Source organism: Corallococcus caeni, assembly GCF_036245865.1.
GTDB classification, from domain to species: Bacteria; Myxococcota; Myxococcia; order Myxococcales; family Myxococcaceae; genus Corallococcus; species Corallococcus caeni.
On the sequence record NZ_BTTW01000001.1, the window covers coordinates 720,058 to 735,423 of the forward strand.

At 72.2% G+C, this 15,366-nt stretch carries 12 protein-coding genes; 7 read left to right on the top strand and 5 right to left on the bottom strand.

The genetic code is table 11. From position 1 onward, the window contains the following. Nucleotides 1-4: 4 nt before the first annotated feature. From AABA78_RS02980 to AABA78_RS03000, 5 genes are read left to right on the top strand one after another with little or no spacing between them, the layout of a single operon-like run. The gene (locus AABA78_RS02980; RefSeq protein WP_338261533.1) at nt 5-1,894 is read left to right on the top strand and encodes a DUF4129 domain-containing protein; all 1,890 of its coding nucleotides are present in this window, start codon (nt 5-7) and stop codon (nt 1,892-1,894) included. Continuing rightward, a complete protein-coding gene (locus AABA78_RS02985; protein WP_338261534.1) occupies nt 1,887-3,164 on the top strand; it encodes a DUF4350 domain-containing protein in 1,278 nt (425 codons plus the stop codon). Before AABA78_RS02980 ends, AABA78_RS02985 begins: the two co-directional genes overlap by 8 nt. Beyond that, nucleotides 3,161-4,162 (top strand): AAA family ATPase, encoded by a 1,002-nt coding sequence (locus AABA78_RS02990; protein WP_338261535.1) that lies wholly within the window; start codon nt 3,161-3,163, stop codon nt 4,160-4,162. Before AABA78_RS02985 ends, AABA78_RS02990 begins: the two co-directional genes overlap by 4 nt. Continuing rightward, nucleotides 4,159-5,466, top strand: a complete 1,308-nt coding sequence (locus AABA78_RS02995) for a DUF58 domain-containing protein (RefSeq protein WP_171419658.1) — start codon at nt 4,159-4,161, stop codon at nt 5,464-5,466. The genes AABA78_RS02990 and AABA78_RS02995 overlap by 4 nt, the downstream gene beginning before the upstream one ends. A 7-nt stretch (nt 5,467-5,473) precedes the next feature. Beyond that, nucleotides 5,474-5,998, top strand: a complete 525-nt coding sequence (locus tag AABA78_RS03000) for a GNAT family N-acetyltransferase (protein WP_338261536.1) — start codon at nt 5,474-5,476, stop codon at nt 5,996-5,998. Between the two features lie 4 nt (nt 5,999-6,002). On the opposite strand, the gene AABA78_RS03005 is transcribed toward AABA78_RS03000, so the two are convergent. The 3 genes from AABA78_RS03005 to AABA78_RS03015 all read right to left on the bottom strand — a co-directional run bounded on the left by AABA78_RS03005 (nt 6,003) and on the right by AABA78_RS03015 (nt 9,129). Further along, a complete protein-coding gene (locus tag AABA78_RS03005; protein WP_338261537.1) occupies nt 6,003-6,446 on the bottom strand; it encodes an inorganic diphosphatase in 444 nt (147 codons plus the stop codon). Further along, nucleotides 6,443-7,456, bottom strand: coding sequence for a stage II sporulation protein M (locus tag AABA78_RS03010; protein ID WP_338261538.1), 1,014 nt, complete (start codon nt 7,454-7,456; stop codon nt 6,443-6,445). The genes AABA78_RS03005 and AABA78_RS03010 overlap by 4 nt, the downstream gene beginning before the upstream one ends. 101 nt (nt 7,457-7,557) lie before the next feature. After that, nucleotides 7,558-9,129, bottom strand: coding sequence for a bifunctional metallophosphatase/5'-nucleotidase (locus AABA78_RS03015; protein WP_338261539.1), 1,572 nt, complete (start codon nt 9,127-9,129; stop codon nt 7,558-7,560). Between the two features lie 51 nt (nt 9,130-9,180). Between AABA78_RS03015 and AABA78_RS03020 the strand changes: the two genes are divergently transcribed. Beyond that, nucleotides 9,181-10,713: a hypothetical protein gene (locus tag AABA78_RS03020; protein WP_338261540.1), complete on the top strand. Its 1,533-nt coding sequence runs from the start codon at nt 9,181-9,183 to the stop codon at nt 10,711-10,713. A 1-nt stretch (nt 10,714) separates the two neighbouring features. Here the strand turns inward: AABA78_RS03020 and AABA78_RS03025 are convergent, their stop codons facing one another. Continuing rightward, a complete protein-coding gene (locus AABA78_RS03025) occupies nt 10,715-13,819 on the bottom strand; it encodes a cyclic nucleotide-binding domain-containing protein (RefSeq protein WP_338261541.1) in 3,105 nt (1,034 codons plus the stop codon). A 141-nt stretch (nt 13,820-13,960) separates the two neighbouring features. Here AABA78_RS03025 and AABA78_RS03030 point away from each other — a divergent pair, with 141 nt between their 5' ends. Next, nucleotides 13,961-14,809, top strand: a complete 849-nt coding sequence (locus AABA78_RS03030) for an RDD family protein (RefSeq protein WP_338261542.1) — start codon at nt 13,961-13,963, stop codon at nt 14,807-14,809. Here AABA78_RS03030 and AABA78_RS03035 read toward each other — a convergent pair. After that, nucleotides 14,751-15,269: an outer membrane beta-barrel protein gene (locus AABA78_RS03035; RefSeq protein WP_171419642.1), complete on the bottom strand. Its 519-nt coding sequence runs from the start codon at nt 15,267-15,269 to the stop codon at nt 14,751-14,753. The two genes, AABA78_RS03030 and AABA78_RS03035, sit on opposite strands and share 59 nt — an antisense overlap. Nucleotides 15,270-15,366: the final 97 nt, after the last annotated feature.

Here is a 15,366-nt window from a genome sequence, read left to right on the forward strand (position 1 = left end):
CGCGATGGCCGTCTCCGCATTGGAATTGCGCCCCCGGGGTCCGGTGGCCTTGATGGACGCGGCGCTGCGGCTGTGCGCGCGCGACGCGGGCGTCTGGGCGCTCACGCTGCCCGGTGGCGCCGCGGTGGTGGCCGCGCTGCTGCACCTCTTGGACGCCGTGGACCATGGGCGCTCCCCCACCCTGCCCGCGCTGTACGTCACGCTCGCGTGGTTCCTCCGGGGCGTGGGCCAGGGCGCGGCGTGCCACTACGTGCAGGAGGTGCTGCTGGGCGCGAAGGCGGAGCCGTCCGTGCGGCAGTCGCTGCGCGCGGCGCTGGCGCGGCTGCCCAGCCTGTTCATCGCCGTGGCGTACCTGGCGTTCTTCAACGTGCTGACGCTGACGTTCTCGCTGGGCATCGCGACGCTGCTGCTCTCCGCGCAGGGCGTGGGCTACGCGGCGACGATGCAGGGCCGGGGCAGCCCGCTGAAGCTGTACGCCCTGGGCTCGCGGCTGCTGGGCCCGTCGCGGGGAACGGCGACCGCGGTGCGCTGGCTGATGGGCGTGCAGGTGCTGGTGTTCTTCAACCTGCACGTGGGGTTCAACTTCCTGCTGTACCTCGGGCGGCAGCTGGTGGGCATCGACCTGACGTTCGCGGAGCGGTTCGCGTCGCTGGACAACCCGCCGTGGCTCGTGTTCCTGGCCGCGACGACGTTCGCCCTCTTCGAGCCCCTGCGCGCGGCGACCGCCACGCTGCTGCTGGTGGACGGACGCGTACGGCAGGAGGGGCTGGACCTGCTGGCCGCCGTGCAGCAACTGCCGGAGCGGAGCAGGAAGCCCGGCACGCTGGCGTCGAAGGGCGTCGCCGCCGCGCTGCTCCTCGCCACGGGCCTGCTCCTCGCCGTGCCCGCTCCGGCGCAAGCGGCTCCGGAAGCAGCCGCGCCGGTGGACCGCAAGGCCGTGCGCGCCCGGCTGGTGAAGGTCGCGACGACGTGCGAGCTGCCCGAGCAGGTGGAGGGCCCGGCGCTCCGGGACCTCGATGCGCTGGACGCGCGTGAGACGGTCAAGCTGGAGCGCTTCGTGCGCCGCCTGGAGCAGCAGGCCTACGACGACGAGGACTGCGACAGCGCGGCGGTGACGCTGGAGGAAGGGCTCGCGCAGGTGACGGCCACGGCCGAGGCCCAGGCGCGCGCGGACGCCCGGGCGGCGACGGACCGGGCGCGGTCCATCCTCGCGCGGCCGGAGTTCCAGGAACGTCCGGAGAAGGCCCCGTCCGAACCCAAGGAGGAGGAGGTCCCTCCGGAGCCCGGCTGGTGGCGCCGCTTCATCGACAAGCTGGGCGAGTGGCTGAAGGAGTTCTTCAAGCGCCACGACCCGCAGCCCAGGTCGCGTGAGACGGCCCTGCCCCTGAGCGGCGGCGCGGCGGCCGACATCCTCGTCGTCATCCTGGTCGCGCTGACGCTGGCGGTGCTGGGGGTGGTGCTCGTCAGCGTGCTGCGGCGCAAGCGTGCGGCCCCGGGTCCGGCGCTGGACGTGCGCACCGTGGACGCCGCGGCGCTCGCGGACAACCCGGACCACGCGTTGTCCCGTCCGCCGGAAGGCTGGGCGCACCTGGCCGACGCGCTGGCCGCGAAGGGCGAGTACCGCGAGGCGGTGCGCAACCTCTACCTCGCGCTCCTGTCGCGCCTGCACCGCGACGGCGCCATCCACTACGACGAGACCCTCTCCAACTGGGACTACCTGCGCGCGTTCCGGGGCCGCCCCGAGGTGAAGGCCCCGTTCCGGGAGCTGACGCGCCGCTTCGACTTCGCGTGGTACGGCAACGTGCCCGTGGGCCCGGACGGCTACACCGAGTTCCGTGCCATCACCGCCCCGCTGCTCGCCGCGCCGCCCGTGCAGGAGGCCGCCGGTGCGTGACCGTTTCCCGTTGCTCGTGCTGGGGAGCCTGCTGCTCGCGGGCGTGCTCGGGACGTTCCTGGTGCGCGGCGCCCAGCGCGGCGGCTTCGCGGATCCACTGTCCACCTTCCGCGCGGAGCCGGACGGCGCGCGCGCCCTGTACCTGCTCGCGCAGGAGAGCGGCCTGCCGGTGACACGCAACATGGCGGACCTGCGCCTGCTCTCCGGCCATGAGGCGCTGGTGCTGCTCGCCGTGGAGGTCCAGGACTCGCACGAGGAGGATCCGGATCAGACGCGGCTCGCCTCGGATCCGGACGCGGGGACCCACGGCGAGGACGCGCCGCACCAGGGCTTCAACGCGCTGCGGGCGCAGCAACTGGACGACGACGAGGTCGAACGCGTCCTGGCCCATGTCCGCGCCGGGGCGTCGCTCGTGTACGTGCCCTGGGGCTCGCGGGAGAACGCGCTCCTGGATGCGCTGGGCGTGAAGCTGGACAAGGCGGACGTGACGCTGCCCATGCGCACGCTGGTGCCCCCGCTGCCCACGCCGTACACGCTGGGCGTCGAGCGCGTGGAGGCGAAGGTCCAGGCCTACCTCCGGCTCCCGGAGGGCGCGGTCACCGTGCTGGAGGATGAACGCCTGGGCTTCCCCGTGGCGGCGGTGGTCCCCGCGGGCAAGGGCCGGGTGCTGGTGGTGGGCGCCCCCGAGCTCGCGATGAACCCGGCGCTCGCGCGCGCGGACAACGCGCAGTTCTGGCTGAGCGCCCTGGGCGCCATGGGCCCCGGCCCCTACGCCTTCGACGAGTTCCACCACGGCTTCACCAACGAGCGCTCCATCGTGGACTTCGCGCGCCGCTACGGCCTGCACTTCGCCGTCGCGCAGCTGCTCCTGGGCGTCGTGCTGTGGGCGGGCGCGCTGAAGCGCTTCGGCCGTCCGCTGCCTCCGCCCGAGTCCATGCGCGTGGGCGCCACGGACGCCCTCTTCGCCATGAGCCGCCTGTACCGCGAGGGCCAGCACCACGCCTTCGCCGCGGGCCTCATCTCGCGCGGCCTCACGCAGCAGCTGGCGCCGCTCGCGGGCCTGCCCTCGCACTCCACCGCCGACGCCGTCGCGCAAGGGCTGCGGTCGCGCGGACGCCAGGACCTGGCGGAAGGGCTGCTCGACGTGAATCGCCAATCCGCCGCCGTCCAGAAGGACGCCGACCTCCAGGCCCTCGCCACCTCCGCCGCGCACCTGCGCGAGCGCATCCACCCCGCCGGCACCGGCCGGCCCCGCCCCGGAACCCCATGAACGCCCCGCCCTTCTCCCCTCCTCCCTTCCCGGACAGCGGCAACGCCGTGCGGTCCGCGAACGCCATCCGCGAGGGCGTCCTCGCGGAGGTGCGCAAGGCCGTGGTCGGGCAGGACGAACCGCTGGAGCTGATGCTCTGCGGGCTCGTGGCCGGCGGACACATCCTCCTGGAGGGCGTGCCCGGCGTGGCCAAGACGCTGATGGCCAAGGCGCTGTCGCGCAGCGTGGGCGCGGACTTCAAGCGCATCCAGTTCACGCCGGACCTGATGCCCGCGGACATCCTGGGCACCAGCGTCTTCGACTTGAAGTCACAGGCCTTCGTGCTCGCGCGAGGCCCCATCTTCACGGACCTGCTGCTCGCGGACGAAATCAACCGCGCCCCGGCGAAGACGCAGTCCGCGCTGCTGGAGGCGATGCAGGAGCGCGCCGTGTCGCTGGAGGGCAAGAACCTCCAGCTGTCACCCATGTTCACGGTGTTCGCCACGCAGAACCCGGTGGAGTCCGAGGGCACGTACCCGCTCCCCGAGGCGCAGCTGGACCGCTTCCTCCTGAAGATCGACGTGGGCTACCCCGCGCCGGAGGAGGAGGACGCCATCCTGGAGTCCGTGCACCGGGGCTTCGACTCGGGCGACCTGGCGCGAGCCGGAGTGAACGCGGCGGTGACGAAGGACGGGCTGCTGGAGGCGCGCGCGGCGCTCAGCGCGGTGAACGTGGAGCAACCGGTACTGGGTTACATCCGCAAGCTGGTGGCGGCGACGCGAAGCTCGCCCAACATCCGCCTGGGCGCGGGGCCGCGCGCGGGCGTGCACCTGCTGCTCGCGTCCAAGGCGCTGGCGGCGCTGCGGGGCCGCGACTTCGTGACCCCGGACGACGTGCGATTCCTCGTGGGCCCGGTGCTGCGCCACCGGCTGCTCCTGTCGCCGGACGCGGAGCTGGACGGGGCCACGCCCACGGAAGTGCTGCGCGAGGTGGTCCAGGGCGTCGAGGTCCCCCGGTGATTCCCTCCGAGCGCCTGTGGGGGCTGCTCGCCCTGCTCGCGCTGCCCATGGCGCTGGCGGGCTTCTTCCCGGGCCTGGGCGGCGCGGTGCTGGCGCTGGACGCGCTGGCCGTGGCCCTGGCCGCGTTCGACTTCCTCCAGGCCCGCCGCGTGCGCCTGGAGGTGGAGCGCACGCTGCCGGAGCGCCTCAACGTCGGCGTGGCGAACCGCGTCGAGCTGCGGCTGGTGCACCGGGGAGGCGGCACGGTGGAGGTGCGCGTGAAGGACGACGCGCCTCCGTCCTTCGCCACGGAGCCCTCGGAGGCCACGCTGCGCCTCACGCCGGACAGCCAGACGCAGTGGGTGTACCGGGCCACGCCCGCGAAGCGCGGCAAGTTCAGCTTCGGCGCCGTGCACGTGCGCGTGCGCGGCCCGCTGGGGCTCATGTCGCACGAGCGCGCCTTCCCTGCCGAGCGCTCGGTGTCCGTGTACCCGGACCTGCGAGGCGCCCGGAGGCTGCTGCTCTCGGGCGCGGCGCTGGACCTGGTGAACCTGGGCCTGAGGCAGCTGCGGCGCGACGGCCGGGGCAGCGAGTTCGCGCGCCTGCGCGACTACGCCCAGGGCGACAGCGTGCGCGACGTGGACTGGAAGGCCACCGCGCGCCGGGGCCGTCCGGTGACGCGCGTGCTGGAGTCGGAGCGTTCCCAGGCGCTGCTCATCTGCGTGGACGCGGGGCGCTCCATGGCGGCGCAGGTGGACGGCCTCACCAAGCTGGATCACGCGGTGAACGCGGCGCTGTTCCTCGCCTTCGTGGCCATCCGCAACGGGGACCGGGTGGGACTGGCCCTCTTCGCGGACGGCGTGAAGGCCTACCTGCCGCCCGCCGCGGGCCGGGGCCAGTACCGCAAGCTGGTGGACACGCTCTACTCCACGACGCCCAGCCTCACGTACGTGGACTACCTGGCGCTCTTCAAGGAGCTGAACGTGCGCCTCAACCGGCGCAGCCTGCTGTGCGTCTTCACGGACTTCCTCGACGAGGAGCAGGCCAACACGCTGGTGGCTCCACTGCACCGCCTGGCCCGCCGCCACGTCCCGCTGTGCCTGTCCGTGAAGGACACGGCACTCCAGAAGCTGCTGCGCACGCCGCCGTCAGGCCCGGAGGAAGCGTTCCAGCACGCGGTGGCGTCGGAGCTGCTCACGGACCGCGAGGTGCTCAAGGCCCGCGTGAGCCGGGGCGGCGTGCAGATGCTGGACGTGGCGCCGGACGAGCTGAGCCTCGCGGCGGTGAACCGATACCTCGACATCAAGGCGCGCGGCGTCCTGTAGGAGCCCCATGGCCCGGACCGCATTCCAGACGGCGGACTTCACGGCGGAGCCCGTCGACGACAGCGAGACACACGTCGTGCAACCGCTCCTCGACCGCTGCGAGGACTACCACCAGATCGCCTACGGCCGCCCCGCGCTCCCGGATCAGGCCCGGAACATCCCCAGCGAACGGCCTCCGGGGCTCGCCCCCGGCCAGGGCCAGCTCCTCGCGCTTCGCGACGCGCACGGCGTCCTCGCGGGGATGATTGAAGCCTTGCGCGACTTCCCGGCCCGGGGTGAGTGGTACATCGGCCTGCTGCTCCTCGCGCCCGAAGCCCGAGGCCAGGGCCGGGGCGAGGCCGTGCTGAGCGCCTACGAAGGCCACGTGCGCGCGAACGGCGGCCGGCTGCTGCGCGTGGCGGTGGTGGAGGACAACACGGTCGGGCGCCGCTTCTGGACGCGCGTGGGCTTCCAGCCGGAGCAATGGGTGGGCCCCATCGAGCAGGGGCTGAAGCACAACCGGGTCCTGAAGATGACCAAGGCCCTCGGCTGAGGCGTCAGGCCTCGGGCCCCTCACGCAGCCAGCCCACGAAGCGCGTGTCGGGCACGTCGCCGCGCACGCGGTGCAGGCCCCGCTTGAACAGGGCATAGACGCGGAAGAAGCGCTCCAGGCCCGCGCGCTCGGCGGGCGTCATCGGGTGCGTCCCGCACACCACCTTCGGGTCGCCCTTCCCCGCGTCGATGAAGCCCAGCACGGCCACCACCGGCACGCGCACGCGCTGCCCCTGCGCCAGGCGAGGCCCCAGCACCACCGCGTCCAGCGGATCCCCGTCGTCCGACAGCAGCCCCGGAATGGAGCCGTAGTTGTACGGGCACGGCAGCGGCGACACGAAGTCCACGGAGCCGTCCGCGCGCCGCTTCACCAGGGAGAAGCGCGGGCATTCAATCAGCACCTCCGGCTCGCGCGGCAACGGAGGCACGGCCAGCTCCGGCCCGCTCATCCCGCCAGCTCCGCCGTCGCCCGCGCCCTGTCCCGCCGGCCGCGCATCCAGTCCGACAGCAGGTACGCGTAGACGCCCGTCCCCACCGTCAGCGCGAAGGTGACCTTGAAGGCCACCGACAGCTTCGGCGGGTGGATCTGCGACACCGTGCCCTCGATGAAGCCCGCGAGCACGAACAGCACCAGCGTGCCGAACAGCAGCTTCACCGCCGTCACCGCCTCCTTGCGCAGCGCCTGCCCGCGCGACAGCCCGCCCGGCGCCACCATGCCCCGCGCAATGACGAGCCCCGCCGCGCCCGCGATGCAGATGGCGGAAATCTCCGGGATGCCGTGCGGCAATATCCACGCCCAGAACCACCCGGCCATCCCCTTCGCCGCGTACACCTGCGCGAGCGCCCCCAGGAACAGGCCGTTGGTGAACAGCATCACCGCCGTGCCCAGCCCCAGCGTGATGCCCAGCGCGAACGCCAGGAAGGCCACCTGGATGTTGTGCGTGAAGAGGAACGTCGTGAACTGCGCCTGCTCCTCCACGGACATGCCCTTGCCCGCGGCCTCGTCGGCGGCGCGCTTCACGGGGTCCATGCTCAGGTGCTGCTCGGGCACCAGGTAGTGCGCCGCGTCCGGATCCACCACCATGCCCACGTAGCCGAAGCCCGCGCCCGCCAGGAACAGCAGCACCGACGCCACGTACATCCGCCACTCGTGGTGCAGCAGCGCCGGGAAGCCGCGCGCGACGAAGGCCCACACGTCCGCGAACCGGGGCCGGCTGCCCGGGTACGTCAGCGCGTACGCGCGGCCCACCAGGTCGTTGAGGTACGCGCTCACGTCCGCGGATCCGCTGCGCGCGCGCACCCACAAGAGGTCGCTGGAGACGGCGCGGTACAGCTTCCCCAGCGAGCGGGCCTCGTCCAGGCTCAGCCTGCGCAGCCCCTCGCCCTCGGACTTGTCCAGCAGCGACTCCAGCTGCTGCCAGCGCGGCCGCCGCGTCTCGATGAACTCCGCCATCTCCATGGGGCCACTCTAGCCGAGCACGGGAAACGACGAGGCGCCGGCCGCCCTCCTTCGTTTCGAGGGAGGACTCCGGCGCCCCGGTGCTTCAGCACTCCAGCGGACTACTTGATGAGCTTCTCGAGCGGCTTCGCCTCGGTGGAGCCCTGGGCCTCGGTCCACTCGACGACGGGCGTCTGCCACGCCATGCCCGTCTCCGCCGGGTCGCTGTCCAGCTTCTCGAAGTCGAAGCCGTCACCGCCGAAGTACAGGTACTCCACGGTGGCCACCGTGTACTCCTTCTGCGGATCCAGCGGCTTGCCCTTGGCGTCCTTGAACTTGCCCTTGCCCGCCGGGGTGAAGCCGGCGACGAGCGCGTCCGGGTTCGCCAGCTGCTTCGCCAGGTCCTCGCCCTTGAGCTTCACGGTGAGCAGCGAGTTCTCGAACGGAAGGGCCGAGTACACGCTGCCCAGCGTCACGTCACCCTTGGCCAGGCCGCCCCGGATGCCGCCCTTGTTGAGGATGGCCCCGTCGGTGTTCAGCTGCGTGCGCACCGCGCCCGCCACCCACTTCGCCATCAGCGGCGAGTCCTGCGGGATGCCCGTCTTGGTGAAGCCGATCTTCCGGCCGAGCGCCTGGTCCACCTTCGCCTGCCACTCCGCGATGCGCTTCGCCGTCTCCGCGTCCGGCGTGCCACCGGACACCTGGACGACCTTCGTGTCCACGCCGGTCACCTTCTGGCCCGCGGGCTTCGCCGGGTCGAACTTGAACTGCGCGCGCAGGTACGACTCGAAGCCGCGGCCCAGCGACGCGTAGGTGGTGTCACCTTCCGTCTTCACGCCAGGGGCCTCCGTGCCGCAGCGGCCGCCGGCCACGAGCGACACCTTCCAGTCCGCGTGCTTCGCCAGCACCGGCTGCAGGTCCGTGGGGCACTGGTCCGCGACGATGACGACGACGTCCGCGCCCGCCTTGCGCGCCTCGGGGACCGCGGTGTTGAGCGCGTCCTCGTTGGGGGTGACCTCCAGGCCCTCCGCGCGGCCGGACATCGCCGTGCGAACGGTCTTCTGCGACGTGAGGCCCACCACCGCAATCTTCAGGCCCCGGCGTTCGTAGACCTGGAACGCGGGCATGGACAGGTCCTTCGCCAGCGACGCGTCCGTCACCTTCAGGTTCGCCGCCAGGAAGGGGAAGCCCCCGGCCGCGCGGTTCTTCAGGAAGGAATCCTTGGCGTACGACAGCTCGTGGTTGCCCAGCGCGGAGGCCGCATAGCCCATGTGCCCCATCACTTCGGCCGTCGGAGCCCCCAGGAAGAAGGAGGAGATGGCCGGGCCCGTCCACAGGTCGCCCGTCGTCAGGGCGAGCGTGCCGGCATCCGGACAGGTCGCCTGGCCGTCCTTCAGCGGACCGGCACAGTGCTTTTCATCAGTCACCCAGCGGCCCATCAGCTCCGCGGCGCCACCCTTGCCCTCGACGGGCAGGAGCTGGCCACGGGCGCTGCCGGTGACGAGCACCGTCACCTCGTTGGGCACGGCGGGCTTCGCGGGCTCGGCCGCGGGAGGCGGCGTGGCCGGGGCCGGCGGGGGAGTCTTCTCACAACCCGCGAGGGCTCCCAGGGCGAGGACCAGCGCGCCGGACGACAGCGTGAGCTGGCGGGAAGGACGACGGAAGGGACGCAGCGAGAGAGGGTTCGGGTTCACGGCCGGGCCTTTAGCACATCCCCGACGTGGTAGCGTGACCCAATGACGGGCATGAAAGGCAAGGATTTCAAGCCTTTACAGGAGGATGAGGACGGCGGGACTCCCGGGGGTCAGGGAGGCTCGCGAGGCCGGAACTTCGCCTCCGATTTGTGGGGCGAGGTCCGGGGCGGCGCCGAGCACTTCCAGTCCACGAAGGGCCAGCTGCCCCCGGGCCGCATCCGCCAGTTCTTCTATGGCGTGGCCCTGCCCTTCCACATCGCCCGCGTCACGCTCGCGAGCCCCGCGGTCCGCGCCACCTACGTGAAGGTGACCGCGCTCCAGACGGCGTTCCTGCTGGCCATCGCCGCGGGCTGGGCGTTCAACCAGTTCGACGCACAGGAGCATCGGAAGCGGCCGGAGACGTCCGAGACCCGGGCCGCGCGCGAGAGGGCGCAGGCCCGCATCGAGGCACGGGCGAAGGAGCTGGAGGCCGCGATGAAGGCCCGGAAGGGCCAGGGCTCGGAGAAGGAGGACGCGGCCGCCGTGAAGGCGGCGCTGAGCGCGCTCATCCATGAAGCCGTCAACTCCGGCAAGCAGGGCGAGCTCCCTCCGGATGAAGCCGCCGCCGTGGCCGGGGACGCGGCGGATGAGGCCGCGGCCGCCGCCGAGGAGGCGGCGGCAGAGGAACAAAGGCAGTCCGCCGAGAAGGCCACGGCCGCCGCGAGCGAGGACGCACAGGTCACGGACGAGGGGGATGCGGAGAGTGATTCGCTCTCCGCCGCCATCCGGACGGAGGTCGAGCAGGCCCTCCGGGACGTGGCTGACATCTCGGAGGAGGAAGCGAAGGGCCCCCGCATCCAGAAGGAGCCCCAGAAGAAGGGGTTCAACATCGACGCGCCCGTGGTGCGCGACGGCGTCTTCTTCCTGGGCAGCTGGGAGTTCTGGGCGCTCTTCTTCGGCTCGTTGAGCGCGGCGCAGTGGATCATCGTCGCCCTGTCACGCGACTACCACACGTCCATCTCCCGCGAGGCCAGCCTCGCCACCGGCGTGCCGCCCGAGGACCCTGACATCACCCCGCGCGTGCGCCTGAACGTCCCCTGGATGCGCGCCAAGCTCCAGCGCCGCTGGAGGGCCTTCCTGCTGTTCGTGATGGGAGTCCCCGCGCTCCTGCTGCTCTGCGTCCCCCTGTGCTGGATCCCGAACTCGTTCACGCTGGTCAGCAGCCTCTGGGGCTTCTGGTGGCTGCTCGTCTTCACCGCCGCCAAGAGCGACCGCGCCTGGATGGCCCCCGTCACGCGGCCACCCTGGTTCGTGCGCATCTGGAGCGCGCTGCCGTTCCTGCAGGGGGGGCCGCTGCGCGGGTACGTGTCGCGGCTGGCGCACCGGGCGGAAGCCGTCGCCGCGCCCATCGCCACCGTGGAGCGTCAGCCGTGGGTCTTCGCGGGGCTCGCGTTCACGCGCTTCGTGGGCAGCATCCCGCCGTTCCGCTGCTTCACGCGGCCGTTCATCCCGGTGGCGTCGGCGCACCTCATCGGCCTGGACCCGGTGCAGCCGCCCGCGCGCAAGAGCGGCGAGCCGCCGCCTCCGCACGGCGCGGGAGACTGACTCAGACGTCGGAGGGCGCGTTGCCTTCGGGAGGCAAGCCGCCAATGCCCTCCAGCGGCGCGGCGGGCTGCTGGGGAGCGCCCAGCTCCAGCCGCTGGCCCTCCTCTCGGCGCGCGGGCAGGTCGATGACGCTCTGGAGCTGCTGGCTCACGGAGCGGAAGAAGCCCGTGAGCAGCTCCGGCCGGTCCGCCAGCAGGTCCAGGAAGTCGCGCCGGTCGATGACGAGCACGCGCGAATCCACCGCGGCCACCATGTCCGTGGGGCGGGGCGCGCCGTCGAGCAGGCTCACCTCGCCAATGGCCTCCTTCGCCTGGAAGCGCAGCACGTGCTCGCCGTTGCGGAACGCGTCCACCGCGCCCTCGACGATGACGTAGAGCGCGTCGCCCGGGTCGCCCTGGCTGTAGAGCCGCTGGCCCGCCTTGAAGGAAGCCTCGCGCGCCACCTCCGCGATGGCGGCGATGTCGTCCACGTCGCTCTGCGAGAAGACGCTCACGCCCTCCAGGGCGAACATCCGTTGGACGATGGTATCGCTCATGTCACCCTCCTGCGGGAGCACGTCCAGGCCATTCACCCGCGCCACGTGGCGGGCGCACGCGCGCAGCACCAGGTCCTCACTCTGCACGAGGTTCGCCAGCCGCCGCCACAGCCGGCCCGGTGCTCCCGGCGGAAGCTCGCGGTGGTGGGCCTCCACCTGCTCCATCACCAGCTCGCGCTCCTCCTGCGCCACCAGGTTCTCCAGCAGCTCCAGCGCATAGGCCCGCCGCCGCGAGTCCTTGCCCACCAGGTGCTGGTGGATGCGGCGCATCGCCTGCGGCGGGTGCAGCAGGCCCAGGAGGAAGAACGAAAGCTCCAGCGCCTGATCCAACCGGTCGCCCACGGCGCGGGTGAGCAGCGACTGGGGCCCCAGCGCCGCCTGCACGTCGCGGAAGGCCCCCACCAGCTGGCGGTACGTGTCGCGGCGGCGGCCCAGCGCCTCGTGGATGCGGTCCACGTCCACCGGATGATCCGGCTGCTCCTCGCGCAGGCGCGACAGCTGCGCGCCGATGCGGAAGTGCAGGGCCGCGTCGTCGCGCACGTTGGAGAACAAGAGCGCGTTGAGCGCCGCGGAGGAACCGATGCCGCGCAGCACGCGGGGCAGTTGCATCCGCATGGCCAGCGGCGCGGCCTTGTTGTTGAGCTGGAGCTCCAAGAGCGGCGTCACGGAGTCGCCCAGCTGCACCAGCGACTCACGCGCGGCGGGACGCTCCTCGCGCCAGGTGAGGAACGGCAGCAGGCGCGGCGCCAGCTCCACGTAGCCGCCCTCCCCCACCGCCACCAGCGCCACGCGCCGCACGGAGATGTCCATGTCCTCCAGGTACAGCGACAGCTGCCCCGCGAACCGGGGATCCTTCAGCCGACCCAGCAGCCGCGCCACCTCGCGCCGCTCGGCCACCGGCGCGTGGTCCCCCTTCGACAGCAGCTCGCGCAGGGACTCCAGCGCCGCGGAGTTGCCCTGCGTGCGCATCAGCGCGCCAATGGCCGCGCAACGCAGGCCCACGTCGGGGCTGGTGAGCAGGGGCGGCAGGAGCCGCTCCGCGCGCTCCGGAGACAGCCGCGCCAGGGCCCACACGGCCTGGTCGCGAGGGCGCCGCGGGCCCTCCTCCACCAGCCGCTCCAGCATGGGCGCCAGCTCCCGCGCATCCATGGACAGGGCCAGCGTCACGCCGCGCTCCTGAACGCGCTCGTGGGGATGGCTCAAGAGCGCGGCCAGGTGCTGCCGGAGGGGCGCGGCCTCCGCCTGCTCCAGCATGTCCACCGCGCGCAGCACGCGCTCCGGCGTGGGCGCGCCCAGCGCATCCACCAGCAGCTTCTGCGCCTCGCCGCCCAGCTCGACCTCCTCCTCTTCGTGGGCCCCCACCTGCTCGCCCAGCGCGGTGAGGTACGCGGGCTTGAGGCGCACGAGCAGCAGGCCCAGCGCGGCGCACAGCCCCACCACCGCCACCGCCATGGTGATGCCGTTGGCGCCCCGGCCCGCGCCGATGAGCAGCAGGCCCGCCAGCACCACGCCGCCCTTGCGCAAGAGGCCGTCCACCGCGCTTCGCAGGCCCTCGCGCTGCTCGTCCGGGACCGCCGCGTAGAGCAGCTGGATGCCCACCGGCAGGATGGAGTAGCTCACCGCCGTCTCCACCAGCCGCAGCAGGTGCACCGGCCACAGCTGCCCGGTGGCCAGCGTGGCGCCCGCCAGCGGCGCGAGCACCAGCGGCACCAGCGCCAGGTACATGAGCAGGCCCATGCGCTTGAGCAGCCGCTCCGCCACGAGCAGCTGGAAGGCCACGCAGAACAGGCCAATCCACAGCTGCAAGGAACCGAACAGCGCCGCCAGCCCGTCCTCGCTGAGCGTGCCCTCCACGCGCAGGCGGAAGAGGTAGTCCACGAAGGACGACAGGACGGCGAAGGCGATGCCCAGCGCCGCCAGCACCTGCGCGTACGGGCTCTCCCCCAGGTAGCTCCACGCCGGGAACCACGCCTGCAACGAGCGCGGGCGCGAGGGCTGCACCGGCTCCGCCTTGTGCAGGTGGTGGAAGATGGCGCCCGCGGCCAGCAGGCTCACCGCGCCGCTCACCACCACCACGGGCGTGCCCAGCCGCACCGCCAGCGCCTGCACCAGCAGGCCGCCCGCGATGCCGCCGCCCATGCCGAAGCCGTTGAGCACCGTGAACGCCCGGCGCGCCTCGCGCGCGTCGAACGCGGACGCCATGCGGCCCCAGAAGCGGAACGACACGAACGTGCTGAAGCAGTCCGCGAACAGGTACAGCGCCAGCGCCGGCATGCGCTGCCCCGCGGACAGCGCCGCCGCCAGCCCCAGCGCCAGCACCCCGCCCACCCCGGTGAGGATGCCCGGCGACTCGGTGGGCCCGTCCGGGCGGCCGCGCGGCAGCAGCGTCAGCGACGCCGTCATCAGCGCACCCAGGAGGTAGAGGTACGGCAGCGCCTGGGACTCGAAGCGCGACAGCACCAGCGCGTTCGCGGACGTCTTGAGCTGCGTCACCCCGGCGATGAGCGCGAACTGGAACGCACCCGCCGGTAGGACGCGGCGGTTCCAGGATGAGGTGTCGGAAGAGGCCACGGGCGCGGGAATGCGGACAGGATAACGTGGGAGCCCGCTATTCACGAATAACACTCTTCAAGCCCCGCCCGCATCTGCCCTCCGGCCGGGCATGGTCGCCCGCCTGCTCCCCGCGGTCCGCGTGGCGTACACTGCGGCGCCGTGACGCCCTCCTCCGACACCCTGCTCGACGGCACCCACACGGTGCTGACCCCGGAGTACGTGGAGTTCCGCTTCACGCTGGCGGGCGTGTACTCGCGCTTCCTCGCGTGGCTGCTGGACGCGCTCATCGTGGGCTTCGCCACGATGGTGGTGCTGCTGGTCTTCCAGGTGGGGATGGCCGCGTTCCCGGGGTTCGCCAGCGCGCTGGGCATCGTCGTGTACTTCCTGGTGGACTGGGGCTACGGCATCGCGCTGGAGACCGCGTGGGCGGGCCAGACGGTGGGCAAGCGCGTGATGTCCCTCCGGGTCATCCAGGAGAGCGGCGTGCGCATCGGCTTCTACCACGCGGCGCTGCGCAACCTGGCGCGCGTGGTGGACCGGCTGCCGCTGCTCTACCTCGTGGGCGGCTCGGTGGCGCTCGTGTCGCGCTCCCACCAGCGGCTGGGAGATCTGCTGGCCGGCACCATCGTCGTGCGCGAGCGGCGCCTCAAGGTGCCCTCAGCCCTGGAGACCCGGGGCGAGGAGGGCCTGCTGGCGGATCCGCTGTTCGTCTCGCGCGTGAAGCGGCTGTCCACCGAGGAGCGCGAGCTGGTGCTGTCCGCGGCCCTGCGCCGTGAGGAGCTGCGGCTGGAGGCCCGGCTCACGCTGTTCTCCGCGCTGGGCGCCCGGCTCCAGGACTCGCTGGCCATGGAGAAGCCCGCCCACCTCTCGGACGAGAAGTGGACGCTGCTCGTGGCCGCCGCCCTGCTGCCCGCCCCGGGAGCACGCCCGGGGCGTCCGGCGTCCGGCCCTAGAAGTACGTCGCCAGGCCCACGGAGCCCGTCAGCGACGTCTGCGTATCCTCGTTGAGCGCGATGTAGAAGTTGTACTGCGCGCGCACGCCCAGGCTCACCGAGTCGCTGAGGAAGAAGTCCACGCCCGCGTTGGGCCCGATGCCCACGAAGTTGCTGACGGTGTCCTTGAAGACGATGAGGTAGCTCACGTCCGTGCCGATGTAGGGCCGGATGCTCTCCTCCAGCAGCAGGTAGCGGATGCCCAGCGACGGCGCCAGCCCCACCACGCGCTTCTGCGGCGAGGCGTAGGTGTCCTTGGGGAACATCAGCTTCGACAGCGAGACGACCTCGAAGCCGTTCTCGATGTAGAGGCTGCCCTCCAGACCGATGAACGGCGTGCCCGCGAGGCCCGCGGTCTCCTTGAAGTCCATGTAGCCCAGCGACAATCCCAGGCTGCGGTTGGAGAACTGGGCGTGAGCAGGAGCCGCGCCCAGCAGGGCAGCGAGCAAGCCGAAAGCACAAAGGTAGGTACGCATGGCGGCGCACTCTACAGCCGGCCTAACCCCTGGAAAACAGCGCTGATTCAGCGGAAGGCCGGCGTTGCCTCACGGGGTGGCGCTCTCCTACACTCGG